We start from the raw sequence: 22,093 nt of genomic DNA on the forward strand, positions 1-22,093 counted from the left end.
CTTTTGTTTAATAAGAAAAAGCTGCCTGGTACGGCAGCTGGATCTTAAAGTAATGCACCCTATTGTTGAATAAGCAATGTTTACTTCATAATCATAAAAAGCATATCTATTGTTTGTTATACCTTTCTTTACTGAGACCACATTCGACTATTAAAAGTAACTTGTAATATGAAAAGAATGTGCTCCAACAATTACTTAAAGAATCTTTGTTATATAAATCAAGCCGTTTTTCTTTATAGATATATTGACAGGAATTAATTTATATCATAAATTATACATATAAAAACTATGCATAGATTTACTATGCATTTGGAAGGTGGACTGTTTATGAAGATAAGCAAAGAATTGCTAAAGGGTAGTACCACTACTCTTATTTTGAGTTTGCTTAATTCTAAACCAATGTACGGCTATGAAATTATCAAAGAACTGGAATCGAAGTCTAATGGAATTTTTAGTTTTAAGGAAGGCACAATCTATCCCATCCTTCACAGCCTTGAGGAAAAAGAATTAATTGTATCTTACTGGGGCGAAGGGAACGGAAAGAGAAAGAGGAAATATTACAAGATTAATAACCAGGGCAAAGAATTTATTCAAGAAAAAAAAGAAGAATGGTCCGTTTTCAAGAATGCTGTTGACGAAGTTTTAAGTGGGGAGAAAATCGTATGGGATTAGATAATAAGTTTGAAATGTATATTAGAGATTTGTGTAAACGGATAAAAAATAAGGATGTACATGCCCATATAAAACTGGAAATTAACGATCACCTTCATACGCTCAAAGAGGAGGCCATGAGTACAGGACTTTCAGAAGAAGAGGCTATAGATCAAGCATTGGCACGTATGGGAGATGCAGTAGTTTTGGGAAAGCAGCTTAACAAAACACACAAAGCCCCTATGGATGTGAAAACCTTGTTGCCAGTGCTGACAGCTTCTCTATTTGGGCTACTGGTTATGTATTATTTGCAATTCCATTCGGCTTTTACAGAGCTTCAAGAACTGAAAGTTTTCAATAAAAGTCTTAGCTTCTACTCGTTGGGTGTCGTGCTCATGCTAAGCCTATTTATGTTTGATTACAGAAGATTGATGAAATACTCCAAGCACTTCTATGCGGCAACAATCCTCATACTTTTATTGACCGTTCTCATTGGTGTTAGAGTCGATGATGTGCCATTTTTAAATGTAGGCTTTGCCACTATTAATTTCACCGAAATCACTCCATTCCTTTTGGTCATTGCCTTTGCTGGAATGTTTCATTCCTGGGATTGGAATGATAATCGAAAGTCTTGGTTTGGATTAGGTATTATGTCAATACCAATTTTACTAATGGCGACTACAGGAGCCTTCGCAGCTACTATTATTAGCATCATTGTATGCGCTGTAATCATGCATACGTCAAGGTCCAGCCTTAAACAAACTATAACATTCGCAGTTGTTGCTTCTATATGGCCCATCTGGAATCTGCTGTCTCTTTCTCAGAGATACTCCATGGTAAACTCCTATGCAGATCTTAAAATAGGTGAGGCTTATTTTATAGGAAGTGCCCTTCAGGTGACCCCAAGTTTCATTTCTGAGGTCCATACAGATTTTATCTTGGCGTACATCATCTATTCGTTTGGGTGGCTAGCCGCAATCATGGCTTTAGCTCTGGTTATATTTTTTATTTGTAGAATATCGATTACCGCCAAAAGTGTGAATCCCCCTTATGGAAAATTGCTAATTACAGGATTGGCAGCAGTCTTTTCAGCTCAGTTTATACTAAGCCTACTGATGAATCTCGGTTTATCTCCACTGAGTGGTGTACCCGTACCATTCATGAGTTATGGAGGTTCACATTTATTGCTGGAGATGATATCCGCTGGACTGATTCTAAGCGTATATAGAAGACGAAAAACCAAGGAGACAGTTTCCTTGACTCACGGTCCGCAAAGTAATTAAAAGCAACCCATAATGGATTCAATGCTGCAAGAAGCCATTACTAAAAATCTCAGACTATTTGCCAGTCTGAGATTTTTTAATGGAGTACTTTATTAGTGATAAAAAAGTGCCAGATCCTTTATACTCAAATTGTTCTTACCGATGCGGTCTTTAATTACCTCTTCCACGAACTGCTACATCTTTTAATAAATTCATTATAAAATGTGTTTGTCCTTCTTGAATTAAACCAGCTAATAGGAGTCAAGAACTTCTTATTAAAAATTTTTCTCTTCCGTGTTATACTTTGGAAGGCACGCCAAATAACCCTCCAAATACCTTTTGGAAGGTTTTTCATTAGCTGCTTTTTCTTGTTGATTAAGCCATATCTAGGAACTGCTCATTCCTTTTTAGGATTGCATAAATCCAGTGTAAAAGCTTGTTTACACAAGCTATCATCGCTACTTTTGAAGGCTTTCCTTCATTTCGTTTCCGATCATAATACTCTTTTAGCTTCTTGTTCCTCGAGCTTCTTATACCGCATAATACGGCCATATATAAAGCGTGCCGTAATCGGCTTGAACCTCGTTTGGTAATATGATTTATCGTAGCGGTGAACTTACCTGATGAATGGACACTTGGATCAATTCCTGCGTAAGCCACAAGTTTTTTAGGGTGATTAAACCGGTCAATTTCCCCGATTTCAGAAATAATCGTTGCCGCGATTTTTTCTCCTATACCGGGAATTGATTGGATTATCTTACATTCTTCAATTTCTTCTGCCAGGACATCTATCTGCCTCTCCAAGCTTGATAGGTGTTCTTGGTATTGAAGAAGCATATTGATATACATATCCAAACTGAACAACTGGCTTTCATAAACACCTTGTTGGAATGGATTCCGCTTAGCTGAAGCCATTAATTTGTGTGCCTTCTCCCTCATCCAACTTGGGGATCGTTTAATACGCATTTCCTTAATTCGTGCCAAAATCTTTGCTTCTCCTGCCATCAGTACATCTTCGGATGTTGGAAACTCCTTTAATATTTTAAGAGAAACTTTCGAAAATAAATCCCCGAAGACTCCCCTGTATTCAGGAAATATCTGATCAAGAAGAGTATGAAACTGAAGTTTTGCCTGGATGTAAAGGTTCGTAACGGTTTCGTATTGCCTTGACAATGTTCTCAGGTTTAGAAGTCTCAGTCCTCTTTTCTTATATGGCTCAAATTCTTCCTTGTAGTAAAGAACACAAAGGTGATATGCATCAACTGCATCAGTCTTTACCTTTCTAAGGCTTGTTTTCTTAGCTTGATAAGAAATGATGGGATTTACCAAGATGTATAGATACTGACTTCCCTCAAGACATTGAATAATCGGTGTATGGTAATGTCCTGTAGATTCAAGAATAACTGCTGGCCTAGCCCCAGTATGTCCCTCTATCTCTCTCAAAAAAGAAATAAGCGAATCTAAATCCTCCTTGGTATGCTTTACACTGAAACTTTTCCCGAACGGCTTGTCTTTATCTAAAAAGGCTTGAACCTCACTTTCTCCTTTGGCTACATCTAGGCCAATGACTGGATTCATTAATATCTCTCCCTTAGTTTTACTCACCAGTAACCCCTATACCTTCCTGTAGTTCCATAGCTTCGCTTGTTATACGAGATCATTTGTCCCAACCAGCCTCAAACATCATTCTACAAGTAGGGGGCGAACAGTTTAGTTGACGAGATCTAACTCCCACGCACCCGTACGTTCTACCCTGGCTACTGAAATAATAGGTCCTATAAAAAAAAGAGCAACCAGTAAAAACTGGTTAACTCTATAATACGAACGCACCCGTTACTTGAAGTACGATAGTTCACATACTACGACTAAAAATCCTTATTCCTTAATGGACACCGCCAACATTTTGAAAATTTTGTATGTAAATCAAATATCAAAAAAAAGTCCACCTCTATTAACATAGAAGTGGATTTGTTTTTATATCGATTTTTTATACCTTTTCTTTTCATTCAAAAAATCCTTATAGACTAAAACAGCAACAAAAATAAAATTTAGACTAACAACCCGGAAGATTATCTCTAAACTAATCCATTCAGCTAGAATCCCTAATACAAATGCGCTAACTCCAACACCAACGTCAAAACTGGAAAGAAAGGTCGCATTGGCTGCGCCACTTTTTTCTTGACTTACCTTTTGAACCGTCCATGTTTGTAAACATGGCATAACAGTTCCATATCCTGCACCAAATAAAATCGCTGCAATAATAAGGGAAAGATTATTTGTCGTATAAGACAGCACTACAAGTGACAAAAATCCTAGCAATGCTGACACAACGATGATAGACCAAGGTCCTTTTTTATCATACCATTTTCCAGTAAACGGACGTAGTAAAGTTGAGACAGTCGCATTTATAAGGAAGAATAGAAAAATATGATCCAATCCCTTTTGTTTTCCAAAAAGAACTAAAAAAGTAATAATCGCTCCAAAACCAAGTGTTGTGATAACGGTCAGTAATGCTGGGAACCATGCGTCTTTTTCAAAAATCGCTTCAAAAAATTGAAATAGTTGCTTCTCATGTTTAACAGGAGTAGGTGAATATACAAATTGAAGCGCAATTACTGCCAATAGACTGAGTGCTACTGATGACCAGATTAAAATATTGAAGGAAAAAGCGTCATATATAAGGATACCTATACTCGGCGCAATGATAGCTCCGACCGTTGTTGAAATAGAAAAATACCCTATACCTTCTCCTAACCGTGTCTTAGGAATTAAATCAACTACAATTGTACTATTGGCTGTAGTTGATACTCCCCACGCTGCGCCATGGAAAAGGCGTAACAAGAGTAAAAGCCAAATAATATTTAGAAAAGGATACAGCATTGTAATAAACATTAAAGCTGCACTTGCAATAATGGCAAGGCTTTTCCGTTGGTTATCAATTAAATAGTACCCTATAAAAGGTCTGATTAGAACAGCACCTAGTGTAAATAATGTTGTCATAAGACCTACCTGAATGGAAGATGCATTCATGCTTAACAAATAGGCTGGTAAAATAGGGATCAACATTTCAAACCCTATAAATACTAAAAAGTTACTTATAAATAAAAATAGAAATGATTTATTAAAGAATTTTTGTTTTTTCATATTATTATTCCTCGCTTCTAATTATTTTTCTAAATTAGAAGCGGTTGGAACACTGAAACGTTCCTATATTGCCTAAGTTTTTTAAACAAATGTCTCACCCTTTCTGAAACTTTTTTATTGGGATTACACGAATTATGGTTTTTTCGGTATTTGGTAGTCCCTTAAGTGAACCTCACTTTTTCATAAATTTCATCCAACAAAGAGGCTGTATACACAAATTCATCTCAATTCTTCACCTGTAAAATGCAAAAAGACGCCATATAAAATCTGCGTCTAGTTTTTGCTTAGTATTTAAATCAAAATGCCAACCAATTCAAGGGTTTTCTACACATTCTAAAATAAAAAGACAAAAAGCTTCCGGTAGCTGGTCTCTATATGAAGTTTGCTTAAAAAAGGACAGACTGGTCCCATTGAACTTAAATCTCCTAGATGTAAATATGACTTTACTTCTGTTGCAATTCTACTGAAAACAGTTCCCATGACTTTTTGCCTCCTTTCTTAATACAAGTAAATAGATTTAGGTATTATAATATATGTTGATAAAAAAAGCAAATCCATCTGAGGATCTTTTATTCGCAGTACTATTCACCTTCAATTTTTACTAATCCTTCTTCAACTAACCTGCCGGCGTTTGTTAAACAAGAAAAAAGATCGCTCCAGCGATCCATTAACTTCTTGCATCTGTTAGCCTAATAAATACATACCTCTAATTTTGAAACTAACTCTTTGTATTTAGCAAAAAAATCTCTTGTCGGCAGAACAGCAAAATATGAAGAGACTTGAGCATCGGCTAGTAAACATTCATCATAAATTAAACTAATATTCAATTCCTTTTGTGGTTTTATTCTTTTTTGAACTAGCAAGTTTGCCAAATCCCAATATAGCTTTTGCCCCATTTCATCAATAGATCTTTCTATTGAAAAACGACCTGCAAAGCTGTTCCACCACACTTCGAATGTTTTATAAGTCTCATTAAAATCCATTAAAGTATCTGCATCAATTACAAATAACCTTTGATAAAATAAATCCTTTTCTTCATAAAATATTTTTACATCAATTTTATTATCATCAGAAATTCTTTGTGAAACCTCATTCCACAGTTCTTTATATTTTAATTCAAAGTCTTCTTTAAACATCATTTTTGTTGATAAATAAGGGAATTTTAAATCCTCTTGATTTCGATTTTGATTGAGAAAAATATTTTGTAGGTATATCAAAAAGTTCAAAGCAAAGGATGTATCTGTCTTCATAATTAATGAATTTTCCATAATTCACACTCCTTTTGATTAATGTCATTATTTCAACACTTAGGGAAATACTCAAACATTTCTTCTTTAACTAACCTGCCCCTTTTGTTCAATAAAGAAAAAGACTGGCAAACAGCAGCCAGTCCTTAAGCTCTTACACCCTTTAGATCAAGTAGTTACTTTCTGGCATTGTTATATACTTCTTTTATCAATGGATATATTGTTTTAAAATTGTATACTAAGTCATCTACTGTTTTTATTGGTCTAACGAACCCCACATTGTATACTCCCCATCTCTCGTTGTCAGGTTCAATACACGTAGATATATATGGCTTTTCAGCCAATTCCCATATAATACCTGCCCTGCTACCATTAGGTGCTTGAACAAAGCCATCAAACGTACAGCCTACTACTTCATCAAAATCAAAGTGATCAGTTATTTCACCATATATAAACCCATCTGTTTCTGTCTCCCAAATTAGGGGATGCCTGTAATACACCCTACTAGCAATCATTTGCCTTATTCGGTTCCAAATATTTATTTTCATCACAATTCCCCCATTCGGAACTTCCTTTTGATTTAATATTGTCTTAGCTAACCTGCCCCGTTTCTACAATGAGAAAATTCAAGATAGAAAGGCATTAATCGTTCCTATGTCAATGCCCCCGCTCTCGGTTGAAGCACCTTGAAATCAAATATCACAATTCTCTAAATCAATTTCGTACTCTTTAGGAATATGATTTAACAATTTTATTGTGCTATTGATTTTATTATCGTTTGTAATTACGGTGTATCCAACTTCACGTATTTCAATTAACGCTGCTACCTTATCCCAATAAAGATTAGGGAACTCAGTTGGATGATCCCAATGCACATCTGGATATAAGTCATCATAAAGGATGTTTTCACCTTGGAACATAAACGAACCAAAACCATTACAAGCAAACCACTCACAATATTCGGTTATTAGTTTTAATTGAGCATTAGAATCTACTTTAAGAATCACCCACTTACTTTTTTTATAAATATGATATTCGATTTGAAGCTGTTCCATCTTTCCTGTTTCTTCATCATCAATAAACACCGTTGGTAAAACAAAGAATAAAGGAAACTTGAAAGTACCTTTTATAAAGTTATAAGTAAACCCTTCAAAATCTCTTAACATAACTCCAATACTCAAAACTGCGATATCTTTCTCTCTATACTTAGTTGAGTTAATTATACTTTTATGACTATATTGAATGAATACCGACATTTACATCACTTCCTACCATTACGTTAATCACTCATGCTATTTTTTCATTTATTGAATTATACTGCACCGTATTATTCAATAACTACAAAAAAGACGTTAATCCCTCATGGATCAACGCACCTATTTTCAATAAGAGAATCCCTGAGAGGTTTTTATCTGCTCGGTATCCTCTTCCAATACTCGACATCACGCGAAAGCATATTTGAACAACCCGTAGTACAGAGGTCCGACCATGACAATAAATGTAACTAACATCCAGATTCTCCTCACCACAACCGGCATTTCCTCCAGGAGTTCTTCCCCTTCATAACCTTTTAGAAGCATCGTGAACGATAAATCCCAAACAAAGGCTGCCACGGATACAAACTTCCAGACAGTAGGACTCAGGATAGCTGTTTCCGTTACGTATCCGAAAAGACCAATCCAAGTTATGATGGATACGACGAAATCTATTTTGGAAAGCTTTGTCTTATATTGTCCTCTTATTAAAAAAGTGAGAGATGCTGTCGCTAGCAACCCCAAATAAATTGTCCATAAAACGTCAACCATATATACTCCTCATTTTTTCATATTATTTTGATATTTGTTTGCCTTGCTGTCACGTCCCTCCGCTATTATAGCTAATCAGGCTCATAAACAATATATTAAATTTTATCCATATTCTAAGCATGTCTAGAGAGGGAATGGATATCACAATAAGGATTATTGGGTTGTCCTTATTCAACTAAATGCCCTGTTAGTTTATAAAGAAAAAAAACTGCTCGATTAGCAGTTAATTTTGACAAAAGTACCCTTTAGCTTACGGTGAACCCTTCGCAACTTTCTTATATTTTACTAAAAAAGGCGAGAACAAAGAACCAATAATCGCAGTGGCGATACATATAACAATTGTAGTAAAAACATTACTGAAAGGAGATGCAAACAAACCATATATCCACATTGGTATTATTGTAAAAGAGACGCAAATAAACCTAGAAGGAAATGCTATCTTATATTCTGTGCCGCATCTGTCGCAGTTTATTGTGCTGTAAAACCAATTAGCTCTAAAAATTTTAATCCACTTAAATGGATTGTTGCAAGTATCGCATTTTTGTATTGTAATCACCCCTATATTTCTTTTTAAAAATATATATTCTCAAGTCTTATTCCAATGTCCTACCTTATTTCACTAACCTGCCCCTGTAGTTCAACAAAAAAATAGCCGCCTAGTTCGGCAGCAGTCCTTGTACATAGGGCATTCCATAGCTCAATAAAATCTCAGATTAACTTTGGTGTAGTAGATATTGGTGATTTTTGTTTTTGCCATTCGGTCGGTCCCTCATTAGGTTCTATTTCGAAAAATAGTCTCCACTTTGTTTATCAAAAATAATGATGTTACTATCATTTGGGGAAATTAATTCATACCGAAATTGTTCTTTCTGTGATGTTTTAAATTGATTGGATTGTATAGATTGTAAAATAAACCAAGAACCTACAAGAATACATAATCCTAAGAAGATAATAGAATAAGACATAAGATTTTTATTCCTATGCTGCCCCTTTAAAAAAATAATAAATTCATTATAACATTTTACTTTTATTCTTCTTGCACTAAACTGCCCCTTTTATGGAATAAGAAAAACTGACTGATAAAGAGCTGCTAATCCTAGCTGGATCTTCAACTCTTTCACCCGTTAGCTAAAACACATCGACTTTAAAATGATAAAAATGTTAACCTATGTACTTAGAGAATAAAATACGGTCTTGTCCTTTTCCAGCATAATCCGTTCCTAAAGTAAGAGAAAACCCATTGACTTGTGATATGCAACCGAACCTTCGTTAACTGGAGAAGTGATACATTTAACTGTATCGCACCCTAAATTACGAACTTTTAAAAAGAATAAATTATATAATTCTCTTGCTAATCCTTTATTTCTAAGTTCAGGATTAATACCAACAAAATGTATATAAGCTTCGTTAGGATGAGTTTGAGAGACAAATCCAATAAGGAAAGCCGACAAACTTTTGTCTTCATCTTCAACTATAAAACACGTCGATTGGAAATGTTCGAAGAATAATCGAGGCAACAAATGTTTCATTTCCCGACCTCCCCACCACTCATTTATAACATCTATTACTTTAATATAATCATTTTCAATAACATTCCGAGTAACCATTTTAAGACATCCTCTTTCATTAATATTTATATTATCTTCTCCAATTAAACTGCCCCTTTAGTACAAGAAGAATAAGAGGGCATCCCAACCTAATCTCTTTTCCACCAAGCTCCAGATAGTTGAGGATCTTTTATGTTTAATCTCTTTCTTCCTTGGCTTTATTTATTATTTTTTGGATAAATGGTGCTTTTGCTTTGGTATAAGAAATTCGGTCAAAACGATATTTAGCTGCTAGATTAACTTTTAACTGTTGATATTCTTTTAATGCATTGGGATAAGTTCTTAAATAATCTCTAAACAATATTTGATTGTTCAGTGTTCACCTTCAAACTCATAGAAATGTAAATGATGTGTACCTGCTCTCCATTCTCCCTTTCTAAAGAATCGTCTTTCAGCAAACTCTTTATGGTATACAAATTCATATCCAAGTTTCTCTAAAGGTTCAATAAATTCCATAACTGTCTTTAAATCCTTTAGTCCGATTGCAATATCTAAAATTGGCTTAGCCCCTAAACCCTTAATAGATGTGCTTCCTATGTGTTCAATAGATATTACTTTGTCATTCAAAATCTCCTTTAATTTAACTTTTTCCGCTTCAAATTCTTTTGCCCAATTTGAATTATAACCTTCTATCGATATTTCCTTTTCCATTCTTTTTCTCCTCGGTAATTAAGATATAACTCTTCAACAAACCTGCCCCTCGTATATTATGTTTAACTCCTTAAATACCATTCTCTTTTTCATCTTTTCTATCAATATAAGGTGGTCTGTTTGGACGTCTCGAGATATTTCTAGATAATGGTCTTAGGATCATTTGGGACAATTCTTCCTGCCCCTGTAGCTTGACTACATCTAAAGACTGTTTCTCAGTGTACGTGCGGCACTTCATACTCGCAGGCTGAGCGCACTGCCTCTCGAACTCAGGTGACAAGCAGCCCTGAGGCGGCTTTCGATGCAGATGCAGTTCTGATACACGAGGTTGATGATCGGCGTCCATACTAGAGATATCTCGAGGCGTCCAAGGAAATACCCAATGATTCCACAATGAAAGGAGGGTAACCCCCATGCGATTATTTGTTGGTTTAGACGTAAGTTCGTTTGACATGAAAGGCTGTATCCTTGATCAGGAAGGATCAAAAGTGGATACCTTCACGGTATCAAATGACCTTCCAGGAGCCACAGTTTTGAAGGAACGAATCCTCGGCCTTGCGAAAGGACGTAAAGTTGAAAGCGTTAAGATCGGTTTGGAGTCCACTTCGGTCTATAGCTTCCATCCTTCTATGTTCCTTCATTATGATGAAGACCTTAAGGTCTTTGACACTCAAGTGTTCGTCATTAATCCGAAACAGATTGCCAACTTCAAGAAAAGCTATTCGGATATGAATAAGACGGATGAAATTGATGCATTCGTGATTGCCGATTATGTCCGATTCGGCCGTAACCAGATGTCCATTGTCAAGGAGAGCCAGTATGTCGCACTCCAACAGTTGACCCGTTCACGTTATCACTTGGTTAAGATGATGACAAAGGAGAAACAGCACTTTCTCCAACATCTGAATTTCAAGTGCAGCAACTTTTCCCATGAGGTGGACTCTTCCGCCTTCGGAAATGCGATGATGGACCTCTTCCTCGAAAGATACAGCCTGGAAGAACTGGCCCAGATGCCTTTAGATGAATTGGCTGCGTTCCTTCAGGAACACGGGAAGAATCGTTTCTCTGATCCCGATAAAGTAGCTACTTCCATCCAACGGGCAGTCCGCTCTTCCTACCGCTTAGATAAAGTGGTAGAAGACTCAATGGATCTCCTTTTAGGTACTTCCATTGAGCTGATCCGTTCCTTTCAGAAACAGATCAAGGAAATCGACAAAGCCATTACCCGTCTAATGACAGGCCTTTCCCAGACCTTGGAGACTATACCGGGCATCGGACCTGTATATGCCGCAGGCATTATTGCCGAAATCGGCCAGATTGAACGTTTTGAAGATGAAAGCAAGATTGCCAAATATGCAGGTCTATACTGGCGGAAACACCAGTCTGGCCGCTTTACAGCTGAAGACACTTCTCTTTCGCGACAAGGAAACGAATATCTGCGCTACTACCTCGTTGAAGCCGCCAACTCGGTTAGGAGACAGATTCCCGAATATCGCGAGTTTTACCAAAAGAAATGTCTTGAAGTTCCAAAACATCAACACAAACGTGCCCTCGTCCTAACAGCAAGAAAACTCGTGCGATTGGTGGATGCGCTGCTTCGCAAACGCCAAGTCTTTGCGCAAGAAAGGTGCGTGAAGATCTGACAAATATACTTTGTCAGCGCAAGCCTTCCTGATTTCCAGTAAATTACATTTATTTACTGGTGTAGTTCCTTACGGTCTTTTTTAGTCACAAGTAAATTGAAAACTAAACATCTTTAAACTTTTGGAGTTGACATATTACCGCAGGTCTTTAGTTTAAAAGGGATTTAATATAAAATGCACCAATCCTTCTTATGGATATCAACGCACCGCTCTTTTAATAAAATGTATTTTTCTCGACAAAAATTGTTTCCTTGGTACTTTTAATAATAATGTCGAAATGCTTACTGTATGGATGCATAAATACTTCGTACTGAATACGTCGCTCATTGTGAGATTGATTTAAATAATCAATGTCTGTTCCTCTTTCCTCTATATCTCGACCCAATCGTCTTTCAAGTTCTGTATCGCCATCAGTATAAAAATAAATTAGTAAATCAAATAGCTTAGGATTAGCAAAAGCAACACTCATACCTTCTATAATGGTTAATTTATTTTGTGAAGAGAGTATTTTACTTTTTAAATAATGTGTATCAATCGTACGTAAATTCATATTTTCCTTTAGCATCAGTACATCTCTTTCTAAGGAAGGTACATGATGTGCCGCGGGATGGCATGCTGTCATTTTAAAATGATGTATTGTTTCTTTATATTTATAGTTAATTACTGCGAATTTCCGAATTGATGAACTCACTATGTATGGGTCCGTATTAAGATAGTTTACATCGTACTTTAACTCTTCCATTAATTTATGTGCAAAAGTCGTTTTTCCAGCAGCTCCATGGCCAGAAATTCCAATAATCAGCTTCTTCTCCGAGTTCTCGATCCAGTGTTTGATTTCTTGAATTAATTTAATCATCATTAACTCTCATTTCTCTATTTTAATTATGTCCATTTGAAGAGAGCGTCTTCTTCATCTCGCAAATACGCCCCCCTTTCCTGTTCCACAAACCTGCCCCGTTAGTTTAAAAAGAAAAGCTGCCCGGATTGGCAGCTGGTATTAAGGTCAGATTTCTGAAGGTAAAATTCTTTGGCACTACATTGCATTAAATCTCTTTTACCATTTTTAGAACTTCCGTTTCGTAGTTTAAATGCTTATAGAAATTTACCGCACGATCATTCTTGGCAAAGACATTCAGGATGATTTGATGGTACCCTTTTTGATGAGCCCATTCTTCTGCCTTCTCCATAAGTCTCTTACCGACCCCCTTGCCTTCACCTTTAGATGAAACTGCAATGGCTACAATGTTTCCTTGTTCTATACCACTTAGAAAATCTTTATGTGGCTTTACTTCTATGAAACCTAATAATTCACCTGTCTCTTCCTCTGCCACAAAGATCTCTGTACCAGGGGCAGGATCGTTTAGTGATTCTTTAGCTATTTTTAATTGTGTCTCTTCCATTTTTTCAGGATCACGCCAGCCCATTAGGTTGGATTCAGCAAATCGTGTTGAAAGACTTACAAGAAAATCTTTATCTGTCTCTTTATATGGTCTGATATTCATAGTATTCCCCTTTTATTATTGAAGTTTTTAACCGTCAAGGTTAATAATTCTTCTCTCTATAAAACAATCCCTTTTTTCACTAACCCGCTCGTTAGTCGAATAAGAAAAAGCGATCCTCCATTATTGAAGAATCGCACCGTTAGCTGAAGAACAATTCCTTTTAGGGATAATGTAAATGATTCGGCCCTGTTCCCAGAAATCCTTTCTTAACTAACCTGCCCCTTTAGTTGAACAAGAAATCATTCTTTAACCACTTTCCCTATTATTTCTTCTCGACTTTAAGAACCTTTATTTTGGCAGGATGTGATTCCAATACTTCACCGAACCAAACCTTCATTTTTTGACCTTCTTTATACGGGGAAAAAGAAAATGGAACACTATCTAATTTATAAATTCCTCCATAGCTTCGGATGAATTCTTGATTTGATTGTTCCTTAGCAGTTTTAACATCAAAATCTTCATCTGTAATCAAATACCATACTCCTTCTTTATTTAGGATGTATCCTTCTACTGTCATTTTTTCATTTGCACCGATTTTATTAACGAGGTCACCAAGGATAATAATTACAAATAGAATTACCAAAAGTATCACTAGTTTTTTCATAGCTAACCCATTTATTCACTCCCTTGATTTCAATTATATGAGTATTTCAACTCCTATCCTTAGATTCCTCTTTTACTAAACAGCCTCTTTATTTTAATACTTCATCTTCATTATTTTCATAACAACTTATTATAAAGGGGACCTTCAGTTCTGAAATTGGTTCAAAAGCCACGTTGCATTGTCCTTCGAAATATACGGCAATGTCTAAATAATTGTCTTCTGCACCACATTGTATTATGGTACTTATACCCGCACCAACTTTTTTCACTATCCACTTCAAACCTGCTTCTCCGTCATCACTACTAGACAAACTTTTCGGTGGACAAAAAATTGCACACTCAAAATCTTTTCAAGATAGTATCCAACCTGTTTTCTTGTCTAATAATGCAGGTGAGAAAATTTCCCCATGCATTACAAATTTATACGTCCATTCGAATTGTCATTTATTTTCCCCAAAGTATAATTCTGAGGTTAAAAATTCTATATTAGTTGAAGTAATCCTTTTTCAACTAAATGCCCCGTTTGTTTAACAAGAAAGGCTTTGTTAAATAGTATTGTTGTTTTTCAGGCAAAAAATATGGGAACGTCTGATTTGGACGTTCCCGTTTTTATTCCGTTAAAGGACCCGTTAATGAAATAAGGTAATTTATTGTAATCTTACCAGTGTACTTGAAGTTTATTACCATTTGGGTCATAAAAGTGGAAAAAGGCATGACCATTATCTTCTTTTATATCCTCGACCTTAACTTGATTATCAATTAAGTGTTGATGAAATTTAGGTAATTCTGGACTTGTAAAGCCAATGCTAAATTCTTGTTCATTATCAATTGTAAAATGTGCAAATGTTTCATCTTCAGTAGGAACTAAGATAAGTAAGAAAGGTCCTTCATTTACTTTTAAAATTGCAAGTTCCTCAGTATTGTTTAGTAACTGGAGCCCTAATATATCTCTATACCATTGTGCAGACAGTTCTATATCTTTTACGGGAATTCTAATATAATGTACTTGATCAATAAATGATTTACCCATAGCCTTCTCTCCTTTATTTAATCCGGTAAATCAAATAGTTCCCTTTCTATATACCTTTTTCCTTCCGCTTATTGAATTAACCTGCCCCTTTACCTGAATAAGAAAAAGCCACCTTACTTGGCAGCTGTTCTTGAAATAAAACTCACCATTAGATTAATAAAGTATCTAAATTGATTAAAACATTCTGTTTTAGATAATTATACTGTTTATCATTAGTATCTTTATATGCTTCTTCTCTATTTGAAGGAATATCCATATATAAGATGTCTTCTATAAATTGAGAAGCTGTAAAGTCCTGTCGTCTTCCATTAATCATATTATAAAAATGCCATCCATCAGGTAATTTAGTTTTCTTTATTTCTCCACCTAATAGATCATTTACTACTAATGTGGTTACACCACATTGCCCCTTTGCAGGATTATACTTACTCCATTTTGAACTTGATTCTAAAGACCAAGATTTAGACAAAGCATTCATTATTTTTTCTATTTTAAACGTGTTATTCTCCATAAAAGTCCCTTCTCTTACATCTAAATACTTATCTTAATTCTAATTAACCAGACCTGCCCCGTTAGTATAACAAGAACCAGAACTACCGTAGATAACCTCCATTATTAATATCGAACGTTGCGCCTGTATAATGTTTGGCATTATCTGATAATAAGAAGATAACAGTATCAGCCACATCTTCAGGCAGGACAGGCGTGTCGATGAGTTGATGACCTAAATACTCCTCTTTTCTCCAATTAGGTATCATACATCATTGGCATATTAACCATCGTAGGAGCAACAGCATTAACCCGGATGTATGGTGAGAAATTCATGGCACAGCTTTTAGTTAAACCTAGTATAGCAGCTTTTGATAACCCATAAATTGCATCTGAGCTGCCCTCCATGCCTGACACTGAAGACATATTTATGATGATTCCCTTACGATGGCTTTGGAACAATTTTTTGCCGAACATTTGTGAGAAATAAATAAATCCCTTAACGTTTATATCTAAGACTTTATCAATTTCATCTACTTGATAATCCAATATATTTTTCGCCAAATAAATCCCCGCATTATTAACTAAACCATCTACATCAGAATGTTCTGCTTCAACATATACAAAAAATTTAGCGACCTCTTCATAGTTACTTACATCTAATTGATATGTATGTAGATCAGAGCGATCATCCATTGACCGTTTCATGTCATATAAGGAATGTTCATTAATATCGCATGCAATAACTGAAGCACCCTCATGTAGGCATTGCTTGACAACTTCTTTTCCTATCCCAGAGGCCGCACCTGTTACGATTATTTTTCTATTTTTGAGCACTTATCAAAACTCCTCACTCTATTTATTACTCCAATTAACTAAGTTTTATCAAGAGCGTTACTCTTTTACCTTATTGTACTAACCTCCCCTTTTGTTAATTAAGAAAAAAGCCGCCTGATCAGCAGCTGAACTAATTATTCTCAATTAACTTTTTTATCGCACAGACTACCACTTCCGGTTCATCATTTTGTATATAGTGAGCACTGTTTTCAGCAATTACCAATTCTCCATCAGAGGATATTTCAAGAATTTCTTTCTGCATTTCATTCCATAAATTTTGCGATTCCACAGAATAATGAGCTTTCTTACCCGCTGAAAGAACAATTAATGGTACATTTAATTTTTGTCTAGTGTCTTTCAACTGCTTTAGGCTTTCCATAAATTCATCATAATTTCCTTCGTAAACGAATTGCTTGTTATATGCTTGTTGAAAATCTTGTGACATAGTAGGGAGAAATCGTTCTCTGTAATCTTCGGGAGTAGAGTCAATCAAGACTAGTCCACAAACTTCATTTGGATATTCTGTAGCAAACATCCGCATATTTACTCCACCAAATGAATGACCTGCTAATATGTAGGGAGGTTTAATCTTGGCTTCACTAAGCAGTTCCTTTAATTCTTTTACCATTTCACGGCTGGTTCTGGGATTAGAACTTGATTCACTTTTCCCAAGTCCAGCTCTATCATAAATTAGTACACTAGAGAGCATTGAAATCTCCCTTAATACTGAATTCCAGGCCTTAGAAAAGTCTCCATATCCAGCATCCATTATGACTGTTGGCTTTCCTTTATTTTCTCCCACCAATTTAGCATATAGTTTACATTTACTTATATGTATAAACATCTCCTTATCCATTGGTTCATTCCTCTCGTTTTGCCAACTATCCTTAGTTAAAATTTAACATTATTAAAAACTCTTATTCAAAAAACCTGCCCCGTTTGTTCAATTAAAAAAAGCCGCCAATTGGCAGCTGAATCTTAAAAGTAAGGCAACCGTTTGTTTAAGTACATTAATTCACAAACTCAAAAATATTTTCAGTTATTAAAGGAATACTAATTGATTGCCACTTTGCCAAATAAGTAACTAGATAATGAAGAAACCTCGCTAACTTTACTTTCTAACAGTATATTATGTTCTAATCAGAAGGAAATTCAATAAAAAATATATCGTGTCACTCGAAAACTTCTAATTCATCGAATAAACAGTAATATCTACCGTAACATAACAAAATCAAATTAAGTATTCCTCTAATTTACTGGTTACTGAACTATTAAGTGAAATGACATCTATATCTTCAGTGAGTAGCTTTAAGCAATTATTAAAGTTGTTATAATTACAATAGAATTCCTCATTCTTGGCGTCTTTTGCAAATGGATTGTCGTTCCTTGCTAATTACAGAAAGACAATATATAAGTAAAATGAAATAACTATCCCGTTAACAGAGCTGGCTGTAATGTGCTGATAGATAGAGAGGTGTAATAGGAATGACTATAAATTCTCGTATTAGAATACCGGATGGACTTTGGAGGGGGCTAAAAAAACTTGGAATTAATGCTCATGATTTGGTTCGGAAATCAAAATTGCCTCTTACTGTAATAACTGAACAAGTTGTCACTGTTGACCAATATTACGCATTATGGCAAGCATATTCCGATATCATCGGTGACATGGAAGTTGGAATGCTGCAACTTCCGACAGTATTTGAAACAACGCAGTATCCCCCGTCTGTACTGGCAGCTTACCATGCCCGCGATTATCGGGATGCTCTTGAAAGAATGGCTCGGTACAAAGAAATGTGTCCACCTGAAAAATTACGCATTATGGAGGAAGACACAAATTGTGTAATTGAACTGGAATGGTTTGATACGGAGCATGCGGGACCACCCCTACTTGTTGGGACCACTCTCGCGTTTTTATTGGAACTTGGACGACGAGGCACCGGTTATTCTATAAAAGCGGAATTAGTGGAATTTACACATTCATTTGGTCAAGTACAGGCGCTTGAAGAATACTTTGGCTGCCCTATCCACATTGGAGCAGAACGTAATAGTCTTACATTGCAAAGTGATGACCTTAATCGCCCTTTTACTTCCTACAACGCTGACTTACTGGAGATCTTAACACCAGTATTGGAGCAAACATTAGAGGAACAGCGACACAGTCACTCCATAACAGAGATAGTTAAGTGGATATTGAAACGCAATTTAACAGGAGAACGACTCGACATACAAGATATAGCAAGTGAGCTCGGCATGAGCGAACGAACCTTACAGCGCCAGCTTACTAATGAAGAGACCAGTTTTAAGGAGCTGCTAAAGGAAGCCCGTCATGAACAGTCAAGACAGTACTTGGCTAATCCTAATCTAGATATTAAAGAAGTGGCATTTCTTGTTGGATATAAAGATCAGAGCTCGTTTTATCGAGCCTTCCGTAGCTGGGAAGGTATGACCCCATTAAATTGGCGCGCTGAATATGCACTTATAAACGAACTAAGTTGATAACCAGCTTAAAGGAGAAATGTATCTTGGAAATGGAATTATTGAAAAAAACCGCTTTAGTAACAGGCTCTACAAAAGGCATAGGTAAAGCAATAGCGAAAGAATTGGCTAAAGAAGGAGTTAATATTCTCATAAATGGACGCAATTATGAGGAGGTAGAACGAACTGTACAGGAAATCAAATCAGAATTCCCGCTAACTTCTCCTCAAAATGCTGCAGCCGATATTGTGGATGTTCAACAAAGAGAGGAATTATTTAAAAAATTCCCGAATGTAGACATTTTAGTTAACAATATGGGTATTTACGAAATCATGCAATACGAGGATGTTACGGATGAACTATGGCAAAAATACTTCGAAACTAACGTATTAGCCGCAAATGGATTATGTAAACATTATCTGCCAAAAATGCTGGACAATAATGATGGCCGCATCATCTTTATTGCAAGTGAAGAAGCAGTAATGCCCTCCGGACAAATGCCTCAGTATTGTATGACAAAATCAATGCTGCTATCATTGGCAAAAAGCTTGTCTATACTAACAAAAGGAACAGAAGTTACCGTCAATACGATTATGCCGGGACCAACACTTTCTGAAAATGTCCAGGATATAATTGAGGGTATTTACAGAAATGAAAACATAACCTTTTCAGAAAAAGAAAAACAATTCATGGTCAATAATCTGCCACAATCTGAAATACAGCGATTTATCAGACCGTTTGAAATAGGAAGACTAGTTGCATTCTTATGCAGTCCCTATGCATCTGCATTTAAAGGCTCACCAATCCGTATGGATGGAGGAATGGTCCCGACCATTTTTTAATTTAAAAAGCTGCCAGGAGGAGAATTTTAATATTATAACATAGGTTACGAGTGGCCTATTTAATTTGTTATAACTCTCGTGCAGTACTTACCTTAGAAGTAAACTTCCGAATTTATATGAGCTTTCAAAGTTCACGGCAAAGTTCGGAGCGTTTACTTTTACTAACCCTTTACCTAAAAAAAGGCCTCGTATGGATTCTTTCAATGCCTTTATAATGGTTTCGCAGCGTACCTCCTAACGCAATTTCTCCCCAGTGATACTCATTTAATTTGTTATAACCATATCATTAGACGTTTTCTAAATATAAATATTATTCTATTTTCTTCTCGAGTGCTAAAATTCCCATAATTCGCTCTCCGTAATATTGAGGTATCTATTCCTACTTTCACTGGATATAACATTATCCTTCTTGTGCTAAACTGTCCGTTTTGTTGAATAAAAAAAGCTGCCCAATTCGGCAGCTGATCTCGAATATAAGCACCCTTAAGTTGAATCACCACCTTCTCCGTCTTTTGCCATTTCCAAATAAGCGGCGGTCATCATTTTAAGGCTATTTAACTTCTGACTCATCTAAGGCAATGATCTTTTCTTTTGTTTTTCTAAATCCAACATAAATTATCTCTTTAGTTCTAATTGAAAGTATAATAAGTTCGCTATAAAGGGTAGCGTCAGGAAAACAACGTTAAGGAATTTTCAATATTAAAAAACCTAATTTTTCAGCATTAAATGAGAAATTAGGTTTTTTTATTAATAGAAAAAGACTTATAAGTATTTATCACGAATCACTTTCATATGGTGTAACTCGTGCCCGGCAATGCCATATGCAATGGTACCTACCGAAACTGGGCTGTTCATTACAGTTCCATTACGAACCCACGCTGCATCATCAATGGTTGAAATAAGGCTTAAGGTGTTGGAGCGTATCGTGTCTAAACCAGCTAGTAACTGCTCCCAGGATAATTTGTTGAAGTTTGCCGCAGAAACGTATTGATCCTGATCCATTGCTGGGAGTGGTACACTTTCATTTCGTGCAATGGCAAGCATTCGATACGACATCACACGTTCCGAGTCGGTCATATGCCCAATCACTTCTTTTAAAGTCCATTTCCCTGATGCGTACGCCTTCCTTGCTGACACCTCTGATACGCTGCTTAAGAGGGTAATGGTCTTAGTTCGTTGCTTACTAAGTATTTCTTCAATATCTCCATCTGGCACAAGACTAACATACCTATCCTGCTCTGGATTTTCAATAAATAATGGTCGTGGACGCACAAGAATCCTCCCCATCGGAATAGTTATTTATGGTTCTAGGCTAATATTCGACTGTCAAAAAGATATGTCCTTTATTTTTGATATTTAATTTCATTACCGCAAAATAATTGCAAATTAAACAACTTTATTATCTCTGTACAAATGATTTATGCAGTTAACATAATAATAATAGATTAATTCACTTTTTATTCCACTAACCTGCCCGGTTAGTCGAATAAGAAAAAAGAGCTGCCGATCCAAATTGATCTTCAACTCTTGCACCCTTTAGTTGACCAAGGGCGATTCAAATTATTTGCTCATTATACACGCTAATTGGGTGTATTTTCTCTTGTAATAAGTTATTAATTATTTGCTTTATTACACTGGGTTCTCGCAGGTCTTTGTTTTGAAATGTTACAAGTTCATTTACTTTTATCCACTTGCTTTCAGAAATTACATTTTCTTCGAGATTTAGGGAGCCCCCTGTAACCTCACCAACAAAATGAAATAAAATAACTTGATCGTTTGTACTACTAACAAAATTATATACTCCAGTAGTTCCAATCAGTTTTACTTCAAACCCTGTTTCCTCTTTAACTTCCCTCTGAGCTGAATAAATAATGTCCTCACCGTTTTCGATATGACCACCTGGAAAGTTCCACTTATCAATAGCAGTAGGTTTATTCTCTTTTATAATCAAGACTTTATCGTCATTAAAAATTGACACACTTGCTACTAGAACAATTCCATCTTGCGACATTTGATTCTCCCCATTTCCCTTTTATAGTTACAGTGATTTCTTTACCTGTTTTGCTTTCTTTCACTAACCTGCTTCTATAGTTCAATAAAGCAACTATATCGAGTTAATAACCGAAGTCCATGCTGAAGAAGTTGGTTCAATAATTTTAAAGTGGTCTATATCTGGGAGAATAACTATCTTTACATTTTCCCCCTTTTCAACAGCACTTTTGTAATAATCCTTACTTAATTCTACTGGAACATGTTGATCCATTTCACCATGTATTAATACTTGTTCAACATTCATTGGCAA

24 protein-coding genes and 2 pseudogenes are annotated in these 22,093 nt (G+C 35.8%); 5 read left to right on the plus strand and 21 right to left on the minus strand.

The features are described from left to right. Positions 1–327 precede the first annotated feature (327 nt). Together MKY20_RS00005 and MKY20_RS00010 are read left to right on the plus strand one after the other, a co-directional pair. Positions 328–672: a PadR family transcriptional regulator gene (locus tag MKY20_RS00005; RefSeq protein WP_009335271.1), complete on the plus strand. Its 345-nt coding sequence runs from the start codon at positions 328–330 to the stop codon at positions 670–672. Beyond that, positions 663–1,934: an FtsW/RodA/SpoVE family cell cycle protein gene (locus MKY20_RS00010; protein WP_340999890.1), complete on the plus strand. Its 1,272-nt coding sequence runs from the start codon at positions 663–665 to the stop codon at positions 1,932–1,934. The genes MKY20_RS00005 and MKY20_RS00010 overlap by 10 nt, the downstream gene beginning before the upstream one ends. Before the next feature lie 354 nt (positions 1,935–2,288). On the opposite strand, the gene MKY20_RS00015 is transcribed toward MKY20_RS00010, so the two are convergent. From MKY20_RS00015 to MKY20_RS00055, 10 genes and pseudogenes are all read right to left on the minus strand, one after another. Beyond that, the gene (locus tag MKY20_RS00015) at positions 2,289–3,491 is read right to left on the minus strand and encodes an IS110 family transposase (RefSeq protein WP_009336795.1); all 1,203 of its coding nucleotides are present in this window, start codon (positions 3,489–3,491) and stop codon (positions 2,289–2,291) included. Between the two features lie 396 nt (positions 3,492–3,887). Next, a complete protein-coding gene (locus tag MKY20_RS00020; protein WP_340999892.1) occupies positions 3,888–5,057 on the minus strand; it encodes an MFS transporter in 1,170 nt (389 codons plus the stop codon). 689 nt (positions 5,058–5,746) lie between these two features. Further along, positions 5,747–6,325: a hypothetical protein gene (locus MKY20_RS00025; RefSeq protein WP_340999893.1), complete on the minus strand. Its 579-nt coding sequence runs from the start codon at positions 6,323–6,325 to the stop codon at positions 5,747–5,749. A 155-nt stretch (positions 6,326–6,480) separates the two neighbouring features. After that, on the minus strand, positions 6,481–6,852 hold the full coding sequence (locus MKY20_RS00030) for a 3-deoxy-8-phosphooctulonate synthase (protein ID WP_340999895.1): 372 nt from the start codon (positions 6,850–6,852) through the stop codon (positions 6,481–6,483). Positions 6,853–6,996: 144 nt separating this feature from the next. Next, entirely contained in the window at positions 6,997–7,560 is a 564-nt protein-coding gene (locus MKY20_RS00035; protein WP_340999896.1) for a hypothetical protein, read from the minus strand. Positions 7,561–7,746: 186 nt separating this feature from the next. Continuing rightward, complete coding sequence (locus MKY20_RS00040) at positions 7,747–8,109, minus strand: hypothetical protein (RefSeq protein ID WP_256816841.1); 363 nt, start codon at positions 8,107–8,109, stop codon at positions 7,747–7,749. A 250-nt stretch (positions 8,110–8,359) separates the two neighbouring features. Beyond that, complete coding sequence (locus MKY20_RS28645) at positions 8,360–8,665, minus strand: TIGR04104 family putative zinc finger protein (RefSeq protein WP_159865337.1); 306 nt, start codon at positions 8,663–8,665, stop codon at positions 8,360–8,362. A 605-nt stretch (positions 8,666–9,270) separates the two neighbouring features. Next, positions 9,271–9,716, minus strand: a pseudogene (locus tag MKY20_RS00045) (GNAT family N-acetyltransferase). A gap of 136 nt (positions 9,717–9,852) precedes the next feature. After that, positions 9,853–10,017 (minus strand): GrpB family protein, encoded by a 165-nt coding sequence (locus MKY20_RS00050; RefSeq protein ID WP_340999901.1) that lies wholly within the window; start codon positions 10,015–10,017, stop codon positions 9,853–9,855. A gap of 11 nt (positions 10,018–10,028) precedes the next feature. Beyond that, complete coding sequence (locus MKY20_RS00055; RefSeq protein WP_340999902.1) at positions 10,029–10,367, minus strand: GrpB family protein; 339 nt, start codon at positions 10,365–10,367, stop codon at positions 10,029–10,031. A gap of 413 nt (positions 10,368–10,780) precedes the next feature. Between MKY20_RS00055 and MKY20_RS00060 the strand changes: the two genes are divergently transcribed. Further along, positions 10,781–12,010, plus strand: coding sequence for an IS110 family transposase (locus MKY20_RS00060; RefSeq protein WP_009333976.1), 1,230 nt, complete (start codon positions 10,781–10,783; stop codon positions 12,008–12,010). Positions 12,011–12,224: 214 nt separating this feature from the next. Here MKY20_RS00060 and MKY20_RS00065 read toward each other — a convergent pair whose 3' ends face one another. The 8 genes and pseudogenes from MKY20_RS00065 to MKY20_RS00100 form a co-directional block, all read right to left on the minus strand. Continuing rightward, complete coding sequence (locus MKY20_RS00065; protein WP_034297389.1) at positions 12,225–12,866, minus strand: uridine kinase family protein; 642 nt, start codon at positions 12,864–12,866, stop codon at positions 12,225–12,227. A 187-nt stretch (positions 12,867–13,053) separates the two neighbouring features. After that, the gene (locus MKY20_RS00070) at positions 13,054–13,512 is read right to left on the minus strand and encodes a GNAT family N-acetyltransferase (protein WP_340999906.1); all 459 of its coding nucleotides are present in this window, start codon (positions 13,510–13,512) and stop codon (positions 13,054–13,056) included. A 262-nt stretch (positions 13,513–13,774) separates the two neighbouring features. After that, positions 13,775–14,116 (minus strand): DUF3221 domain-containing protein, encoded by a 342-nt coding sequence (locus tag MKY20_RS00075; protein WP_340999908.1) that lies wholly within the window; start codon positions 14,114–14,116, stop codon positions 13,775–13,777. A gap of 88 nt (positions 14,117–14,204) precedes the next feature. Beyond that, positions 14,205–14,396 (minus strand): hypothetical protein, encoded by a 192-nt coding sequence (locus MKY20_RS00080; RefSeq protein WP_034297392.1) that lies wholly within the window; start codon positions 14,394–14,396, stop codon positions 14,205–14,207. A gap of 377 nt (positions 14,397–14,773) precedes the next feature. Continuing rightward, entirely contained in the window at positions 14,774–15,145 is a 372-nt protein-coding gene (locus MKY20_RS00085) for a VOC family protein (RefSeq protein ID WP_340999911.1), read from the minus strand. A gap of 148 nt (positions 15,146–15,293) precedes the next feature. Beyond that, positions 15,294–15,656: a YunG family protein gene (locus MKY20_RS00090; RefSeq protein ID WP_340999913.1), complete on the minus strand. Its 363-nt coding sequence runs from the start codon at positions 15,654–15,656 to the stop codon at positions 15,294–15,296. 82 nt (positions 15,657–15,738) lie between these two features. Beyond that, a pseudogene (locus MKY20_RS00095) lies at positions 15,739–16,471 on the minus strand (SDR family NAD(P)-dependent oxidoreductase). Between the two features lie 130 nt (positions 16,472–16,601). Further along, positions 16,602–17,327, minus strand: coding sequence for an alpha/beta fold hydrolase (locus tag MKY20_RS00100; RefSeq protein ID WP_009335280.1), 726 nt, complete (start codon positions 17,325–17,327; stop codon positions 16,602–16,604). Between the two features lie 629 nt (positions 17,328–17,956). Here MKY20_RS00100 and MKY20_RS00105 point away from each other — a divergent pair. Together MKY20_RS00105 and MKY20_RS00110 are read left to right on the plus strand one after the other, a co-directional pair. Further along, positions 17,957–18,970 carry a helix-turn-helix transcriptional regulator gene (locus MKY20_RS00105; RefSeq protein ID WP_009335281.1) on the plus strand — a complete coding sequence of 338 codons (1,014 nt, stop codon included), beginning with the start codon at positions 17,957–17,959 and terminating at the stop codon, positions 18,968–18,970. 32 nt (positions 18,971–19,002) lie between these two features. Continuing rightward, a complete protein-coding gene (locus tag MKY20_RS00110) occupies positions 19,003–19,791 on the plus strand; it encodes an SDR family NAD(P)-dependent oxidoreductase (RefSeq protein WP_374940685.1) in 789 nt (262 codons plus the stop codon). 762 nt (positions 19,792–20,553) lie between these two features. Here MKY20_RS00110 and MKY20_RS00115 read toward each other — a convergent pair. The 3 genes from MKY20_RS00115 to MKY20_RS00125 form a co-directional block, all read right to left on the minus strand. Beyond that, the gene (locus tag MKY20_RS00115; RefSeq protein ID WP_071157454.1) at positions 20,554–21,063 is read right to left on the minus strand and encodes a DinB family protein; all 510 of its coding nucleotides are present in this window, start codon (positions 21,061–21,063) and stop codon (positions 20,554–20,556) included. A 283-nt stretch (positions 21,064–21,346) separates the two neighbouring features. Further along, positions 21,347–21,802, minus strand: coding sequence for an NUDIX hydrolase (locus tag MKY20_RS00120; protein WP_009335284.1), 456 nt, complete (start codon positions 21,800–21,802; stop codon positions 21,347–21,349). Between the two features lie 93 nt (positions 21,803–21,895). Next, on the minus strand, positions 21,896–22,087 hold the full coding sequence (locus MKY20_RS00125) for an alpha/beta hydrolase family protein (RefSeq protein WP_251174106.1): 192 nt from the start codon (positions 22,085–22,087) through the stop codon (positions 21,896–21,898). Positions 22,088–22,093: the final 6 nt, after the last annotated feature.

It is taken from the genome of Cytobacillus sp. FSL W8-0315 (assembly GCF_038002905.1).
Classification (GTDB): domain Bacteria; phylum Bacillota; class Bacilli; order Bacillales; family Cytobacillaceae; genus Cytobacillus; species Cytobacillus pseudoceanisediminis.

Coding starts and splice junctions, on each gene's coding strand:
- MKY20_RS00005 (WP_009335271.1), top strand. CDS start 328: ATGAAGATAAGCAAAGAATTGCTAAAGGGTAGTACCACTACTCTTATT.
- MKY20_RS00010 (WP_340999890.1), top strand. CDS start 663: ATGGGATTAGATAATAAGTTTGAAATGTATATTAGAGATTTGTGTAAA.
- MKY20_RS00015 (WP_009336795.1), bottom strand. CDS start 3,491: ATGAATCCAGTCATTGGCCTAGATGTAGCCAAAGGAGAAAGTGAGGTT.
- MKY20_RS00020 (WP_340999892.1), bottom strand. CDS start 5,057: ATGAAAAAACAAAAATTCTTTAATAAATCATTTCTATTTTTATTTATA.
- MKY20_RS00025 (WP_340999893.1), bottom strand. CDS start 6,325: ATGGAAAATTCATTAATTATGAAGACAGATACATCCTTTGCTTTGAAC.
- MKY20_RS00030 (WP_340999895.1), bottom strand. CDS start 6,852: ATGAAAATAAATATTTGGAACCGAATAAGGCAAATGATTGCTAGTAGG.
- MKY20_RS00035 (WP_340999896.1), bottom strand. CDS start 7,560: ATGTCGGTATTCATTCAATATAGTCATAAAAGTATAATTAACTCAACT.
- MKY20_RS00040 (WP_256816841.1), bottom strand. CDS start 8,109: ATGGTTGACGTTTTATGGACAATTTATTTGGGGTTGCTAGCGACAGCA.
- MKY20_RS00055 (WP_340999902.1), bottom strand. CDS start 10,367: ATGGAAAAGGAAATATCGATAGAAGGTTATAATTCAAATTGGGCAAAA.
- MKY20_RS00060 (WP_009333976.1), top strand. CDS start 10,781: ATGCGATTATTTGTTGGTTTAGACGTAAGTTCGTTTGACATGAAAGGC.
- MKY20_RS00065 (WP_034297389.1), bottom strand. CDS start 12,866: ATGATTAAATTAATTCAAGAAATCAAACACTGGATCGAGAACTCGGAG.
- MKY20_RS00070 (WP_340999906.1), bottom strand. CDS start 13,512: ATGAATATCAGACCATATAAAGAGACAGATAAAGATTTTCTTGTAAGT.
- MKY20_RS00075 (WP_340999908.1), bottom strand. CDS start 14,116: ATGAAAAAACTAGTGATACTTTTGGTAATTCTATTTGTAATTATTATC.
- MKY20_RS00085 (WP_340999911.1), bottom strand. CDS start 15,145: ATGGGTAAATCATTTATTGATCAAGTACATTATATTAGAATTCCCGTA.
- MKY20_RS00090 (WP_340999913.1), bottom strand. CDS start 15,656: ATGGAGAATAACACGTTTAAAATAGAAAAAATAATGAATGCTTTGTCT.
- MKY20_RS00100 (WP_009335280.1), bottom strand. CDS start 17,327: ATGGATAAGGAGATGTTTATACATATAAGTAAATGTAAACTATATGCT.
- MKY20_RS00105 (WP_009335281.1), top strand. CDS start 17,957: ATGACTATAAATTCTCGTATTAGAATACCGGATGGACTTTGGAGGGGG.
- MKY20_RS00110 (WP_374940685.1), top strand. CDS start 19,003: ATGGAATTATTGAAAAAAACCGCTTTAGTAACAGGCTCTACAAAAGGC.
- MKY20_RS00120 (WP_009335284.1), bottom strand. CDS start 21,802: ATGTCGCAAGATGGAATTGTTCTAGTAGCAAGTGTGTCAATTTTTAAT.
- MKY20_RS00125 (WP_251174106.1), bottom strand. CDS start 22,087: ATGAATGTTGAACAAGTATTAATACATGGTGAAATGGATCAACATGTT.